General features: G+C 30.0%; 15 protein-coding genes. 9 read left to right on the top strand and 6 right to left on the bottom strand.

All coding sequences use genetic code 11. From position 1 onward, the window contains the following. Positions 1-39 precede the first annotated feature (39 nt). Together GAN53_RS01975 and GAN53_RS01970 are read right to left on the bottom strand one after the other, a co-directional pair. Positions 40-792, bottom strand: a complete 753-nt coding sequence (locus tag GAN53_RS01975; protein WP_151409338.1) for a putative ABC transporter permease — start codon at positions 790-792, stop codon at positions 40-42. A gap of 91 nt (positions 793-883) precedes the next feature. Next, entirely contained in the window at positions 884-1447 is a 564-nt protein-coding gene (locus tag GAN53_RS01970; RefSeq protein ID WP_192574070.1) for a DUF4367 domain-containing protein, read from the bottom strand. 256 nt (positions 1448-1703) lie between these two features. Here GAN53_RS01970 and GAN53_RS01965 point away from each other — a divergent pair, with 256 nt between their 5' ends. From GAN53_RS01965 to GAN53_RS01935, 7 genes are all read left to right on the top strand, one after another. Next, complete coding sequence (locus tag GAN53_RS01965) at positions 1704-4649, top strand: FIVAR domain-containing protein (protein ID WP_151409336.1); 2946 nt, start codon at positions 1704-1706, stop codon at positions 4647-4649. Between the two features lie 16 nt (positions 4650-4665). Beyond that, positions 4666-5094: a hypothetical protein gene (locus GAN53_RS01960; RefSeq protein WP_151409335.1), complete on the top strand. Its 429-nt coding sequence runs from the start codon at positions 4666-4668 to the stop codon at positions 5092-5094. A 132-nt stretch (positions 5095-5226) separates the two neighbouring features. Next, entirely contained in the window at positions 5227-5733 is a 507-nt protein-coding gene (locus GAN53_RS01955) for a hypothetical protein (protein WP_151409334.1), read from the top strand. A 43-nt stretch (positions 5734-5776) separates the two neighbouring features. Further along, on the top strand, positions 5777-6835 hold the full coding sequence (locus GAN53_RS01950) for a hypothetical protein (protein WP_151409333.1): 1059 nt from the start codon (positions 5777-5779) through the stop codon (positions 6833-6835). Between the two features lie 45 nt (positions 6836-6880). Next, positions 6881-7429 (top strand): hypothetical protein, encoded by a 549-nt coding sequence (locus tag GAN53_RS01945; protein WP_151409332.1) that lies wholly within the window; start codon positions 6881-6883, stop codon positions 7427-7429. Between the two features lie 9 nt (positions 7430-7438). Then, positions 7439-8200, top strand: coding sequence for a hypothetical protein (locus tag GAN53_RS01940; RefSeq protein WP_151409331.1), 762 nt, complete (start codon positions 7439-7441; stop codon positions 8198-8200). 108 nt (positions 8201-8308) lie between these two features. Beyond that, on the top strand, positions 8309-9421 hold the full coding sequence (locus tag GAN53_RS01935; RefSeq protein WP_151409330.1) for a transglutaminase domain-containing protein: 1113 nt from the start codon (positions 8309-8311) through the stop codon (positions 9419-9421). 39 nt (positions 9422-9460) lie between these two features. Here the strand turns inward: GAN53_RS01935 and GAN53_RS01930 are convergent, their stop codons facing one another. The 4 genes from GAN53_RS01930 to GAN53_RS01915 form a co-directional block, all read right to left on the bottom strand. Then, positions 9461-10003, bottom strand: a complete 543-nt coding sequence (locus tag GAN53_RS01930) for a tRNA (mnm(5)s(2)U34)-methyltransferase (protein ID WP_151409329.1) — start codon at positions 10001-10003, stop codon at positions 9461-9463. Continuing rightward, entirely contained in the window at positions 10003-10551 is a 549-nt protein-coding gene (locus GAN53_RS01925; RefSeq protein ID WP_151409328.1) for an ImmA/IrrE family metallo-endopeptidase, read from the bottom strand. The genes GAN53_RS01930 and GAN53_RS01925 overlap by 1 nt, the downstream gene beginning before the upstream one ends. Beyond that, positions 10552-10953, bottom strand: a complete 402-nt coding sequence (locus tag GAN53_RS01920) for a helix-turn-helix domain-containing protein (protein WP_151409327.1) — start codon at positions 10951-10953, stop codon at positions 10552-10554. It lies immediately after the preceding gene. Positions 10954-11058: 105 nt separating this feature from the next. Beyond that, positions 11059-11535: a PTS system mannose/fructose/N-acetylgalactosamine-transporter subunit IIB gene (locus GAN53_RS01915; protein WP_151409326.1), complete on the bottom strand. Its 477-nt coding sequence runs from the start codon at positions 11533-11535 to the stop codon at positions 11059-11061. A gap of 213 nt (positions 11536-11748) precedes the next feature. Between GAN53_RS01915 and GAN53_RS01910 the strand changes: the two genes are divergently transcribed. Together GAN53_RS01910 and thrS are read left to right on the top strand one after the other, a co-directional pair. Continuing rightward, positions 11749-14073 (top strand): hypothetical protein, encoded by a 2325-nt coding sequence (locus GAN53_RS01910; RefSeq protein ID WP_151409325.1) that lies wholly within the window; start codon positions 11749-11751, stop codon positions 14071-14073. A 331-nt stretch (positions 14074-14404) separates the two neighbouring features. Continuing rightward, positions 14405-16327 carry a threonine--tRNA ligase gene (thrS, locus tag GAN53_RS01905; protein WP_151409324.1) on the top strand — a complete coding sequence of 641 codons (1923 nt, stop codon included), beginning with the start codon at positions 14405-14407 and terminating at the stop codon, positions 16325-16327. Positions 16328-16371 lie beyond the last annotated feature (44 nt).

Genomic DNA, 16371 nt, shown 5'->3' with positions numbered 1-16371 from the left:
ACCAAGAGATGTTTCGACTCACTTTGTTAGGAAATTTTCCTAATTTTCTCTCCCTTTTCTCTTATCTTCCAAGTCTTTTATAAGGTTTGGGAAGGCTTTTAGGAGTCTTCTTTCTCCGTATTTGTCGAAGATTTCTCTAATTTCAAGTTTTTTCTCATCTATTTCTTTTTTGCCTTCTGTTAGTTTTTCTGCTTTTTCTATGCTCTTTTCGGCGATTTTTTCTCCAAGTTCATCTGTAAGTTCGCCTATTTTCTCGGAAGATTTTTCTATTTGGGCAAATTTCTTGTTGATTCCAAGGATTGAATTTACTGTGGCGGATGTATCGATTACAAAGGCAATTCCAATTATTACATTTGTTATTATTAAGAAATTCTCCGGGATTTTTCCTACTAATTGGCTGATGCTTGGATGGATGGCTTCGTAGAAGATAAAGCCAACTGCCGCAAACATCAAGGAATATTCTAGGCAAATATAGCCTAAGAGATTAAAGTTTCTGTCAGAATAATCCCACCATTTTTTGCCAAATAATTTTTCTAGGATAAAACCTGTGATAAATTCAACTATGCTTGCCACAAACATACTTATGAAAAATAGGGCGATCTTGTTATTTATCTTGAAAAAATCAAGGCTTATGATTATAAGAATTGCTGCAAGTCCATACATGGGACACCAAGGTCCGTTTAAAACTCCGCAGTTGATGTATTTTTTATTTTTTATACCGTTAAAGGCAACTTCTAAGAGCCAGCCTGCCATGGCGTAGATTAGAAAATAAACTGGATAAATTTTTAGCATATTTTCTCCTTTTCTAAGACTTATTAGTATTATTGTCTATTTGCTAAAAATTTTCAAAATAAAAAACACTCTTTTTAGAGTGCTTATCATTTTATTTGATTGCTTCTACAATTTTGATGGTTTCTTCCTTATCCAAGGTGCTTCTTGCGTATATTTTGTAAGTACCTTTGTTCAATACTATATATCTAAAGGCTCCATCATCCCAAAATTGAGCTTTTTGGTCAGCTATGTCTATTTCTTCAGTTTCATCAGCAACTTTTATAAATTCTTTGAAAGTATCGTCGTTATCGCAAAGTTGTAGGGTTATTTTCTTTGCTGGATTTTTCTCATCAACATATTCAACTGTTCTTAGGTCTTTTTTGTTGTCAGAAAAGTTTTCTATAAAGCTTTCTGGCAAGTAAGAAAATTCTTTTTGGTAGATCTCAGATTTTTCTTCTTGGTTTGCAATTGCTCCACCACAGCAATCTCCAGCTGGCATAGGATCTTTCTCCACATCTTTCTCTTCTGTATTATTTTCATCTTTATTTTCTTCTTTTTTGCTTTCTTCACTTACAGTTGCTTGTTTTTCTTCGTTTGTATTTTTGCTAGAACAAGCTGCTTGTGGCAAAAGTAAAGCAAAAACAAGTGCTATTAATAAAATTTTTTTGTTTTTCATAATTTCCTCCATTTGTGTAATACAAACTAATTATACTATCTTTAGAAAATATGCAAAGTAAATATTAAAATAATTTTATCTTTAATTTTCTTAAAGCATATTTTTAAGAACTGTAACTTTTATTTGTTGGAATTTTAAGCTTTTCATAAGTTTTTGCAAAGATTTCTATTTTGACACAATTTGATTAATATTGTATAATTATTGTAACTATTAATAGGTATTTTGCCTAGATTTACGAAATACCGGGAGAGAGTATATGAACAAGAAAAAAGTTTACACAAGTGTTTTAGCTATTGCTTTATCTTTTGGTACTTTTGCACCAGCAAGCAGGAATTTTACCAGAATTTCTTATGCTAGCGAAATTACACAAAAAGAAGATAAAACTAGCGAAGATTTACAAAAATTAGTTGATGAGTTTGAAAATATTAAAAATGGTCAAGCTTATAAAAATTCAACTACAACAGAAAAAGAAGCTTATGAAAAAGCTATAAATGAAGCTAAGGAAAATACAAAAAACGACAAAGATTCCTTAAATGCTTTATTTGAAAAAATCCAAACTGCTAAGCTAAGTCTTGGAAATAGCTTTAATGAGAGTTTGGAATCCAGAGAAGCTCTTTCAATAAGCCTTGCTATGGCTGACAAATTAGCCAAAGAAACTCTAGATGAAACTAGCAAAAATGCTTTGGCAGAAAATATAAATTCTGCAAAAAGTATTTTGGAAGATGTTGAAAAAACAACAGAAGAAATTGATGCGGCAAATAGCGATCTTAATAAAACTATGAGCTTAATTATCGAAGAAAAAGCATTAGATACTGATAAATTAGCTCTTAAAGAAGATGAGTTAGAAAATATCAACAAATCTGAAGCTCAAACTTATGCAAGCGCCCACAACAAATTAATGAACTTGCAAAAAGAAGCTTACAATTTCTACAAAGAAAACAAGCTTCAAAGCCCAGAAAATGCAAGCATCAAAGATATAAATATAGTTAAACCTTTATCAGATGCTATAAATAAAGTGGCAAATGTTTTAGGCTCTGCAAATGTTTCTAGCAAAGATTTGACAGATAATTACGATGAGCTTTTGACTGCCTATAATAAGGCGCTTGAAAGTTTGGATAGCAAAAATACCGAGCTTAGTAGACTTACAAAGGAATTGGAAAATCTAGTAAATGAAAATCCAAGTGATATAGCAAATGCTAACAAACTTGCCCAAAATACTTATAAGAGTGCTCTTACTAATGGTAAAAATATTCTAAGTGATACAAACAAAGATTTAGAAAAAATTCAAAAAGCTATAAATTCCATAAAAGTTGCAAGACTTTCCGTTAAACCACCTCAGGTAAAAACTGCAGGATCTGAAAAACCTACAACTGAAGAAGAAAAACTTAATAAAGCAAAAGATGAGCTTAAAGCTCTTATAGACGAAAATAATAAAGTAAAAGAATCTGATGCATACAAGAATGCTAAAAAAGATGCACAAGAACTTTATGATAAGACCATTAGCGATGCTAAGCAAATACTTATAAAAAAAGATGTAAAATCATCAGAAATTGACCAAGCAAAGGCTTTGATAAATGATGCATTAAAGAATATCGGCTACAATCAATCAGTTGAAGTAAAGACAGACGTTGAAAAATTAATCAAAGACTTAAATGAACTTGTAAATGAAAATAAGGAACTTACAGAGAAAGTTTCTTACAAAAACGCAAGTGAAGATAAGAAAAAAGCCTATGATGATGCAATTTCCAAAGCTAAGGAAATCCTAGCAACTTATGCAAATGATAAGAGCAAGGTTAGCAAAGAAGACCTTGAAAAGGCGATTGCTGATGTAAATAAAGCCAAAAAAGAAATTTTCGTAGTGGAAGAATCATCTTATAAAGATAAGCTAAATGATTTAATCAATAAAGATGGCGAACTTAGAAATTCTGAAAAATATAAGGCAAAAAGTGCAGACCAAAATTCAAAAGAAATTATTGGTAAATACGAAGAGTTAATTGAAAAAGCCAAAAAAGATTTGAAAGAAAATAAAGAAGAATTTTATAAGGAAGATTTTGATAAGTTAAGCGAATATATAAAATTCATCAATGATGAGATGAACGATAAAGAACTTGCCCTTAGAGGAAGTGTAATATCATTTAAAGCACTAAAAGCAAGAAAAGAATACGAAAACTTCAAAAATTCTACTGAAAAAGATAAGCAAGAATTAATCAAATATTTTGACGAACTTTTAGCAAAAGCTGAAGAAATGCTAAAAAGCAAATCAAAAGATTATGCTGCTATGAAACTTCTAAGCCAAAAGCTCGACAATGCAATAATAACTATCAACAATCCTAATGAAGAAAATATACTTACCTTTAAGATTACAATGAAAATGGAAAATGTGGAAAAATTATACCAAAGCAAAGCTTTCCAAAATACTCCACAAATTGCAAGAGATAGACTTAAAAAAGCTGTAGATCGTGTAAGAAATATAAACACTGAAACTAAAAAAGATGAGTTAGAATCAATTTTAAGCGATCTTGAAGCAGCTCTTAATGTTAAAGAATTCCAAGAAATCATAAATAACAAAAATCCAGAAGTAGAAAAGCCAAGTGCTACTATTTCCGAAAAAGAAATAATCGAAAAGTTGATAGCTGAAGATTTGGATCTAAAAGCTAGCAAAAAATATCAAAAAGCTCAAAAGAGCCTAAGAGAAGCTTATAATAAGGCTTTGGCAGATGCAAAAAAACTTATAGAACAAAAAGATAGCAAAGACGAAGATCTCAAAAAAGCTAAAGATGGATTACTAGAAGCCAAAGAAAAATTAGATGGCGACAAATTCGATAAACGCTTAGAAGCTTTAGTTAATAATTACAATGACAATGCATCAAAGATTACAGATTTAAAACTTAAAGCTAGTATAAAAGAAAAAATCGAAAGCTTAATCAAATCTGACAAAACAATGGATGATTTAATTGAAGCTGAAAAAGAATTGACTAATGCAATTCCAAAAGCTGGAGCAAATGCGATAGTAAGAACAACTACACCAATTACAACGACAACTCCAATTACCACAACAAGAAAAGTGCCAAATACAGTAAACCCTGGTTCAATAGTAAGAACTGGTATAGAATCATTGGCACCAATATTAGGAATTCTAGTAGTAGCTTTGGGCGGATATTTCATATTAGGAAAAAAAGACAAAAACAAGAAAAATAAATAAAAATAAGGAGAAAATTATGAAAACAAAGAAAATTTTACTAGCAGCTCTTATTGCTTGCTTTACTCTTACAGGCTGTGACAAGCTTATGAGCAATGGAAAAGACAATGAAGTGCCAAAAGAAGAAGCACCTGTAACAGAAAATGCAACAGATGATAAAGATGCAGAAAACAAAGATGAAAATCCTGGCAATGAAGAATCAACAGATCAAGACTCTGAAAATACAGACGAAGAAATGGCTGAAAATTCAAACGCTGATGTAGATGCAAAAGCTAGTCTTGAACAAGCAATTTTTGACAATAGAACTAAGGCTCGTGCAATAGAATTATTGTTAGATATGGCTCCAGAACAAGTGGCAAATATCAAACCTGAACTTGAAGAAATGCTTGAAAATTCAAACAATTTACTAGAAGAAGCTCAAGCAGTTCTTGATAGCTTAGGACAATAAAAACAAAATTAAGGTCCTATTTTGGGACCTTAATTAAAATTAATATTAAAAAAACAAGAAAAAAAGATTGGTGCGAAAATATTTGGGTACATATTTAATACAAGATTGTAACAATATTGTAAGGAGTTTAATATGAAAACTAAAAACATTATTAAAATTGGAGCTATGGCTCTTTGCCTAACAAGTCTAGGAGCAAGTGTATCCTACGCAACAGAAGCTGATGCCAGAAATATTTTAAACAAAATCTATGACAATATGGATCAGATGGATATATTGACAGGAAATACTCCAACTCCAAGAGAAAGACTAGATGTTCCAAATGGTGGAGAAACTACTACAACAACTACAGAATCTGTAGTTCATGGCAAAAACGAAGAAAAATCTGAAGAAAAGGATTATGTAAAAAATCTAAGAGAATCACTAAGAAAAAATGATATTATTGTGAAAGCCTTAGAAGAAATTTTAAACAAATATCCAAAAACTATAAAAGGGAAAGAAGAAAAGTTAGTAAAATTACTTGTTAATTCTGACGAATTAAGAAAAGATGCAGCTGAATTATTGAAAATATTAACAGGTGAAGAAGTTACAATTTCAAAAGTAAGTATTCCAGAAAAATACCAAGATTTATTAAAAAAATAAAGAAGTAAAATAAAAATATTCTAAAAATAAAAAGGAGAAATTTATGAAAAATAAAAAATATTTAAAAGCAGGACTAGTTTTAGCACTTGGAGTATCTTTTTTACTACCAGCAAACAACATATCTCACGCAAGCTCAACAACTGGTACAACTATAGTAGTTTCAGAATTAGATGCTGCAAAAGCAAAATATAAAAAAGCTTATGATACTGCAAATAGTAAATACAAAGAGCTAAAAAAAGTTACAGATTCAGTTCTTTATAAAAACGCTACAAAAGAAAGTGCAAAATATGAATTTTCACTACATTTAAACAATTTAATTAAAACACTAAGTGATTATAGTGATGACAAAGTAAAAGATTATACAAAAGAAAGCCAATACGAGGAAGCTATTAGTAAATTAAATGAAGCATTAAAATATGCTGAAGAAAAAAAGGCAGCTCTAGATGGTAAAGCAGTAGATAATTCTGAATTATTTGACCTATATTACAAGGATAAAGAATTCAAAGATACTTACTACAAAAAAGCAACAAAAGCTCAAAAAGAAGCTTATGATAAGGCAAAGACAGATGCTTATAAAGTCCTATTAGAAGGTGACAATGTTAGTGCAAAAGTATACAACGATGCCCTAAAAGCTTTAAAAGATGCTAGAAATGACATTATAAACTCTTCCGATAAGGAAAAAGTATTTGAAGATCTTAAAAAAGAAATCGCTGAAGCAGAAAAATTAGATAAATCTTTGTATACTGAAAAATCTTACAATGTATTTAAGAAAGCTTTACTTGCAGCAAAAACAACAGCTGAATCTGCAAATTCAACTCTAAACCAATACAAAACAAGCCTTGAAGCTTTACAAGAAGCTAAAAAATCATTAGTAAAAGTTGATACTAAAGAAGAAAAAGAACTAGCAAAACTAATAGAAGAATTAAAAGCTGCTAAAAAATCTAACGAAACAAAAGTTTCTGCTGCACAATGGTTACTAGAAAACACACCAGATACAGTTAAAAAAGTTAAAGGCAAATTAGAAAAGCTAATTAAAGATTCAAAAGCTATAATCAAAGAAGTAGATGCTTACTTAGCTAAATATGAGAAAACTAGAGGATAAGAAGTAGCTAAACTTTTTATTTCCTATTAGAGGGAGTTTTTAACAATGAAAATTAAAAATAAGTTGTTAGTTTCAATTTTTGCACTAAGCTTTTTGCTAATGAGCTTTAACATGGAAAATAACAAAGCCCTTGCAACAAGCATCGATGAAAATGTAAATACCCCAGAAAATCAAAGAGTTCAATTGCAAAAAGCAGTTGATGATACAATAAAAGTTGTAAATTCAGAAGTTTACTATACTTACACAAGCCAAGAGCTAAAAAGTGAGTATGAAAAAGCCATAGCAAATGCAAAACTTGTTTTGGCAAAAAAAGATGCGAGTTATGATGAACTTAGAGATGCAACAGCTATGGTAAATAAGGCTAAAAAAGATATCAAAGATGCCATGATAAAAATTGCTGAAAAAATAAATACCAAAAATCAGTTGGAAAAAGCTTTGAATGATAACAAAATAAAGGCTAATATGGCAAGAGATTTACTAACAAATTATCCAAAAACAGTTGCAAAAGTAAAAGGCAAACTTCAAAATATACTAAAAAGTTCAGAAACTCTTGTAAAAGAAGCTGAAAGCCTATTAAAGCAATTAAATATTTAAGGAGCAACAATGATTAAAACTAAAAAAATCGCAGCTATTGGATTAGCATTAGTATTTTCCTTGACAGGACTTGCTGGTGAAAAATCCTATTCAAATGTAAGTTTTGCACAAGGCGAAGAAACATCTTACAAAGATCTTTTGTTAGGATATATCAAAGAAGATGCTAATTATAAAGAAAGCGAAGATTACAAAGATTCAAACGATGCCCTAAAGTTAGTTTATGTTTTGGCAATGGATACTGCTAAATCTTTAGTAGAAGATCAAAATTCAACAGAAGAACAATTTAAGGAAATTTATGAGCAAATACGCAAGGCAAAAAGCGAGATTGCTGATAAAACAAATCCAATTATGGAAAAAGCAAAATATAGGGTAGGACTAGAAATTCAAATATATGAAGCTAAAAATGCCCTAGAAACAATTGGTAGATATGACTATAACAAAAAATATTACGATGATCTAAAACTTGAATATAATTATGCCAAAAAACTTGTAGAAGATGACAAAACAAGCAACTACGAATTTTTGAAACAAGCTAAAGATCTTAAAAATGCAAAAGATACATTCATAAAAGAAAACAATAGAAAAGCTTATATCATAAGACTCGAAGATGCTATAGCTCTAAATCAAAAACAAGCTGCAGCAGCCAAAGATTTGCTAACAAACTACCCTAAAACTGTAAGCAAAGTTAAAGATAAACTAGAAAAAATCTTAGAAGATTCTCAACATCTAGTAGAAGAATCACAAAAAATATTAAAAGAGCTAAAAAAATAATTAGATTATTAAGATTAAACACCCTCTGGGGTGTTTTTTCTTATCCTATCTTTATAAAAATCTTAAAAATCGTATAATTTTAGTAAATACAAATTTAAAGAGGTAAAAGTGAAAAGAAAAATTCTTGCAATAATTTTTGCTCTGGCTTTAATAATGCCAGCAAATTTAGGCGAAAAAAATATGGCTTATGCCATTACAAATAAAGAATTAGCAGATAATTTAGATCCGAGCAAACTTGAAGCAAAAGTTGCTGCAGCCAGGTACTTACTTGAAAATTATCCTAATACAGTTAAGGGAAGTGTTAAAAAAAAGCTTAAAGTTCTTCTGAAAAAATCTCAAGAAACTTTAGATGAAGTTTATGCTTTCAAAAGAAAATACGGCAGCGAAGATACTTTAGCTATAAGAGCAAAAAATCAAATAAGAGAAAATTTAAGGCAAAGAAAGACAGATTTTACAGTAAATATCAATTCTTATGCAGATAACGACCAAATTTCCCAATATTTTCTAGAAACTTGCAAGGAAGATCCGTATTTTTTCTATAGCATTTACGAAAAAGCCAATGTTTCTAGCAAATATAATTCAGAAATGTCAAATGGAAGTAAAATTTATATAGACTCTGCAAGATTAATAGTTACTTACAGAGAAAATCAAGAAGTTGAGAAAAATATTGAGGATTTTGCCAATAATTGGGTGCAAAATAATATCAGTCCCTTTGATTCTGACTTTGATAAAGCTTTAAAAATCCACGATTTTGTAGTAACTCAAAATCAATACAATCTTGGAGATAGCAAAAGTAGAAGTGGTGGATATTCTATTTATAATCCAGCAAGTATTCTCTTTGGAAATGGCGGAGTTTGCAATGCCTATGCTACCTTGTTTGACAAGCTAGCAAATCTTTCAGGCCTTGAAGTAAGATATGCAACTGGAATATCTAAAAAAAATTCAGAGCCACATATATGGAATATGGTAAAAATTGACGGAAATTGGATGAATGTCGATGCAACTTGGGATGATCCAACTATAAGATTTGACGATGGTTATGTGACTAACCTTGATGATTTTGTTATTTATGATTATTTTCTAAAAAGCGATGAACAAATGAGATACAGTAGAATCATAGATGAAGATAAAAATAGACCTTTAGGACTTACAACAATGGATACAGGTCTAAAAAATTCAACGATCAAGAAAATTGGCGATACTTATATGGTTGTAAAATAGAATTTTCTATAATTAAAAAATAGTGGCGAAAGATTGCCACTATTTTTTGCTTATAATATAAAGATATGGTGGGGTGTTTTTTTGATTTGGATACGATAGCTTTAGGACTGTGAAAAGTTTTTGATCCAAATTTTTAAGATATGTGTCAAGGGTATCTGCTTCTAATTTTCCTTCTTCATGACCTGGATAAACACTGATAAAAATTTTTCCGTCCTTGTTTAAGATAGCTAAAAGTTTTTTTAGACTATTTATGGTGGAAGTTTTATTGGTGGTAATATTTTTGTCGGCTTTTGGCAAATAACCTAGATTATAAATAGCCAAATCAATTTTTTCCTTAATATATTTGTCGATATTTTCATGACTATCTAAAATAAAGGTAAAATTTTCTCTATTTCCTATAAGTTTTTGTGTATTTTCCTTAGCTTTAGCTTGGATATCAAAGGCATAAAGCATAGTAGGTTTTAGCTTATCGAGGATAAATTTGCTATCATAACCATTGCCAGCAGTCATATCCACTGCTATATTTACACTTTTTTCATTTTTTAAAATTTCTTTGGCAAGTTCTGTAATTTTTTCTATCATTAGTAATTGTAATAATCTTCCTCGATGCTGCCGTCAATTTCTGCAAAAAACTTTGGGTCAGCTTCATTTTGTTTTATTGGCATACCCATCCTATGCATTTCGTTTAATTTAAAAATCATAAGATTTACATTTACCTCATATAAACTTGCCAACTGATTGTAGGAATAACCTAATTTTATATCCTCTAGCAAAGTTTTTTCGTTTATCAATAGGTGGGCAGCAAAAATATTGGCCTCAATTTCCATATCCGTTCTTATATCAAAGAGTTCATATTCTGCCATTTGATAAGAAAGTTCGTCTTTGTGGTAAATATCATGACCAAGTTCGTGGGCTAATACCATATTTAATAATGGATCAGATAAATGAGGGTTATAAAATACAAAACGATTTTTTTTGATAATTTTATACATACCCAAAACCTTTGTTGGACTTTTAAAGGGAATAAGAAACACACCTTTTGCTTCTAAAATTTCCCTGGGGTCTCTGGTCTTGTATTTTTTTATGATCTTTTTTGTATCGAGGAAAATTTGATCGTATAAAACTGACATCTATTTCCTCTTTTTTGATCCATATTTTTTATTTTCATTTTTGGCTATATAATAAGCCTCGCTTATTGCATCAAGGATTGCTTTTTTGTCTTCTTCTGGCAATTCGCCACCAGCCATTAGTCCAATTACACCGTCTACAAGCTCTTTAGCATCTCTTGCACCCTTTGCTCCATAACGTTCATAGGCTCTTAAGATAAAATCATCCTCATCTGTTACCAAATAATCGTGACTTGTATCCAAAGCTTTGGCCAAAGCATCGTAAGTTTTTCTGTACCTAGGCTTACTTTGACCTGATTCATATCTTGAGATTGTCTTTAAAGAAACATCGCAATATTTTGCAAGCTCTTCTTGGGTCATATTTTTAGCTTCTCTTAAATCTCTAAGTTTTTCTGCAAATGCCATCATATCTCCTTGTAATTAAAATTATAGTCTTCTATTGTCTATATTATACATTAAAAGTCAAATTCTAACAAGAAAATCGGACAAAAAATAAAATTATTAATAAAATTAGTTAAAAATTTTATCGTCGTTGTCGGCCTTATCGGTAGAAAGAGCTCTAATGTCTAGGGTTTTCCCTAAATCTTTTAATTCTTTAAAGCAAGCTATATCGTCATCGTCTACGTATACTGTTTCATTTACTTTTTTCTTGTAGTATTTTCTACTCATATTACCAACATTTACCATATCAATATCAAGTCCATTTTCTACTAGGGAAAGGGCATCTTTTGGATTTTCTACAAGAACTAAAGCTTCAGTATCATCTTCTAAATTGCCTAATTCCTTAATTGCTTTTTCAACTGTTAAAAAATAAATTTTAGTATTAAGTGGTGTTACAATTTCCATAAGCTTTTGAGAATTTTCATCCATAAAAGTTTTATCGTTAACTACAACGATAATGTCAGCTCCAACTTCTTTAAGCCAACTTTTTCCTATTTGACCATGCATTAGTCTATCATCAATTCTTAGTAAAACTGTCTTTGCCATAATATATCCTTTCTTATATATAGTTATTTTGAAATGACTTTACCAGATATTTATCTTACTGCCATATTTTAGATAAAAAAATTCATCTTTAAGCAAATTTAATAGAAAAATTCTTATAATATAAAAAATATGATTTATTTTATTGCTTACTCTACAAATTTTCTTAGGCAATAAGAAAAATATAAATCATATACTTATAAAGGAGAAATATATATGAAAAATAAAAACAAAAAATTAGCAAGCGTACTATTAATGGCAATGGGATTTAATATGATTATGCCAAGCCTAAACTCAAAAGCTGATACAAAACTCGAAAGTCCGATAGAAGAAAAACAAAGCATTAAAGTAAAAAATTCAACAATAGAAACATTGGAAAAAGAATTAGATAAAGCAAAAATAGATCTAATAAAAGCTAAAAATGATTTGAAAAATAAAGAAACAAAGAAAAATCTCATAGATAAACAATACAATAAAGCAGCAGAAGAATATGAAAAAGCAAAACTCCAAAGCGAAAATGCTAGAAAAAAACTAGAAGAAGCAAGCAAAAATGAAAAAGAAGCTAAAACTAATTTAGATGAATTTATCAAAGAAAAAGAAAATCAAGAAGAAAGTTCAAAAAAGCTAGAACAAGCTATTAAAGACCTAGAAATAGCTAAAAAAGATAAAGAAAAAATAGATAAGGAATTAGAAAATGCTCAAAATGATAAAAATGCTCAAGAAGAAAAATTTAACAAAGCCAAAAATGCTCTAAATGAAGCCAAAGAAATTGAGCAAAAAGAAAAAGATCTTTTAGATAAAATAAATAATGATCCAAAAATCCAAGAAAATAAAGATAAAAAAGATAAAACTAACAAGGATTTACAAGAAGCTAAAGATTTAGATAAAAACTACTTAGAAGCTAGCAAAGAAGATTTAACAGACGTTCGCCAAAAGATAAAAGAATCTCAAGAAATTCTTAGTAATTCAAGAAATAATCTCGACCAAAGCAAGGATCAAATAAATGATCTATATGGAAATATAAAAGATTTTGAAGCAAATAACAAAAACTTAGCAGAACTTAACAAAGAAAAAGCTAAAGCGGAAGAAGAATTAGCAAATCTTCAAAAAGACACAGAAGAATACAAAGAAAAAGAAAATCAAATTGAACAAATAAAACAAAAAATTGCAAATATAGATGAAATAAAAGGCCAAGTAGATGAAAAGTACAAAGCTTTATACGAAAAAGCTGAAACTGATTTTGAGAAAGTTAAAGATTATAGCAATGGATTTGACAAAGTAATTAATTCTATAATAGAGCAAAGTGAAAAACAAGCAAAAAATAATCTAATAGATAATATCAAAAAAGGCGAGATAAAATCTTCAAATATTGATGAGAAAATTAATGAAGCTAAAGCAAAAGCAGATGCTGTAAAAACGCAAAAAAGCGCAGCTGAAAATAATTATATGAAAGCTAAGGAAAAACTTGCCAAAGCTTGGGATGATTTGACAATAGCAAGCCAAGGACTAAAAAATAGCAAAGCAAAATTATATGACAAAAATTTTATTGACTCAGAAGAAGAAATCAACAAAGAGATTAAAGAAAATGAAGAAAAATTCAACCAAGCAATAAAAACTTTAAAAGAATTATCAACTGACTTGGTAAACAAAGAAGAAACACTAAAATTAGTTTTAGGGGAAGAAGAAAAACTTAGCGCATATGCCAAGGCCATAGAAGGCTCAAAGGCCATGATAGAAACTCTTGAAAAAAATAGAAACAAAATTGAAGAATTAAGTAAAATTTTAGAGCAAATTGACCAAGAAAATAAAAAAATACAAGAGCAAATTGATGCTGCTAAGGCAAAACTTTTGGAAAAACAAAAAGAAGTAGAAAAACAAATAGAAACATCAAAAAAAGCAGAAAAAGAACTAGAAGAAGCTAAAGAAAACTTGAAAAAGGCAGAAAGTAAAAAGAATGAAACTGATAAAAAGATTAAAGATTTAGAAGAAACAATAAAAAAACTAAAAAAATCACCAGAAGATAAAAATATCGACCAAAAAATAAAAACAGCCAAAGAAAAGTTAGAGAAGATACAAAAAGAAAAAGAAATTTTGAATAAAGATTATGAAAAAGCTAAAAACAGAGAAAAAGAATTAAAGAAAAAGCTAGATGACGAAAATCAGAAAAAATTAGAAGCTCAAAAAGAATTAGATAATGCCAAAAAGGAAGTAGAAAAAGCTCAAAATTACCTAAATTATAAAGAAAGTCAATTGGCAAATGCTAAAAATTCAACAGATAAAATTTTTGTAAAAAAAGGCTATAAATTCATCAAAGAAGGTAATTACCAAAGAAAGAGCCTTGTCAATAATCTCAATTCTATCAAAAATTCATTAAGATTAAACCAAATAAAAGTTGAAGCTTGTAAATTCTTATTAGAAAATACACCAAATACTGTAAAAAATGTTTTAGGCAAGTTAGAAAAACTATTAAAAGAAGCAAATAATTTACAAAAACAAGCTTACGAAGCAATTAAGGAATATGAAGAAGTTCTTTCTAAATAATTAATAAATTCTGTTAATGCTAGTAAAATTTTATTCATATAAATAGTAAGCAAATAATATTTGCAAAAATTATCCGATGTGGTAAATTAAAAATATATTATAACTGTGATGGGGCAGTAAGTATTAGGGAAATTTACAGAGAAAAGATGTTAGCTGAGAATTCTTGATCAAACTTTTACCCAAAACCACCCCGGAGTTTTTTAAGAAATTAAAACGAGTTTGTCGCGTTAAGACGTAAATGAGTAAAAAATTAGGTGGAACCACGGATAATCCCGTCCTTATATCGGAAACGATAGAGGGCGGTTTTTTATTTGTAAAAAAAGGAGAGCATATGATAAAAATAAAATTACCAGACGAATCAATAAGAGAATATGAAGAAGGCATAAGCGTAGGAGAAGTTACAAAAGATATTTCTGAGGGTCTTTATAGATCAGCACTTGGAGCTGTTGTCAATGGAGAAACCAAGGGATATTTAGAACCTATCAATGAAGATAGTGATTTTAGAGTTGTAAAATTTGACGATATTGAAGGAAAGAAAATTTTCTGGCATACAACAAGCCATTTAATGGCAGCAGCTATCAAAGAATTGTGGAATGATACAAAATTTGCTATAGGACCAGCAATTGACGATGGTTTCTACTATGATATGGAAACTGAACATAGATTTGTTCCAGAAGATTTTGAAAAAATAGAAGCAAAAATGCTTGAGATTGCAAAAAAAGATATAAAACTTGAAAGAGTTGAAATATCAAGAGCTGAGGCTTTAAAATATTTTAAAGAAAATGGACAAGATTATAAAATTGAGCTTATAGAAGATTTGCCAGAAGATGAAATGATAACTCTATACAAAATGGGAGATGCATTTACAGATCTTTGCCGTGGACCACATCTTGAATATACAAAAAAAATCAAGGCAGTAAAACTTAAAACAATAGCTGGCGCTTATTGGAGAGGCGATTCTGACCGCCAAATGCTACAAAGAATTTATGGAATTTCTTTTGAAAAAGCTAAAGAATTAGAAGAATGGAAAGAATTACAAAAAGAAATTGAACGTAGAGATCATAGAAAAATTGGTCGTGAGATGGACTTATTCTCCTTCCACGAAGAAGGACCGGGATTCCCATTTTTCCATCCAAATGGAATGATTCTAAGAAACGAACTTTTGGGTTGGTGGACAAGTGTTCTAGAAGCAAATGGCTATGGAGAAATCAAAACCCCACTAATATTAAATGAAGCTTTGTGGCATAGATCAGGTCACTGGGATCATTACAAAGAAAATATGTACTTTACAAAAATTGATGGCGAAGACTATGCAATAAAACCAATGAATTGCCCAGGTTCAGTTTTAACTTATGCCTACAACCAACATTCTTATAGAGATCTTCCAATAAGACTTGCAGAATATGGCCAAGTTCACAGACACGAACTTTCTGGAACCTTACATGGACTTTTCAGAGTTAGAACTTTTACTCAAGATGATGCTCACGTTTATTGTTTGCCAAGTCAAATCAAAGATGAAGTTTATAAAATGATAGATCTTGCTGATTTATTGTATTCTACATTTGGCTTTAAATATACTTTGGAACTATCAACAAGACCTGACGATTATATGGGCGAACTAAAGGATTGGGATTTTGCAGAAGAACAACTTAAAGCAGCCCTTGAAGAACGTGGAATTGATTACGAACTAAATCCTGGCGATGGAGCCTTCTACGGACCAAAAATAGACTTCCATCTACTAGACGCAGCCAAAAGAGAATGGCAATGTGGAACAATCCAACTAGACTTCCAATTACCACAAAACTTTGACCTAACATACATTGACGAAGATGGCGAAAAGAAAAGACCAGTAATGCTTCACAGAGCTTTGCTTGGATCAATCGAAAGATTTATAGGAGTTTTGACAGAACATTTTGCTGGAAGATTCCCACTATGGCTAAATCCAGAACAAGTAGTAATAATTCCAGTAAGCGATAAATTCCTAGAAACGGCAGAAAATTTGGCAAAGAAAATCAAAGAGAATAACTTTAGAGTAAAGGTGGATAAGAGAAGCGAGGGAGTAGGATACAAAATCCGTCAAGCACAACTAATGCGTGCAAACTACATGCTAGTAGTTGGAGAAAAAGAAGAAAGCTCAAAACTATTAACAGTTAGAAATAGAGATGGAGAAGAAACAAAAGATGTTTCATTAGAAGAATTCCTAGAAAAAATCAAAGAAGAAAAAGATAGCAAATCAGTAAAATCTATATTCTAAGGAAAAATAAAAGACTAGTTATATGAATTATTACGAGAAAAAAT

The sequence above is a fragment of the Anaerococcus sp. Marseille-P9784 genome (assembly GCF_902500265.1).
Lineage (GTDB): Bacteria > Bacillota > Clostridia > Tissierellales > Peptoniphilaceae > Anaerococcus.
The sequence above is the reverse complement of the archived record's forward strand: the minus strand, read 5'-3'. Positions and strand labels throughout refer to the sequence as shown.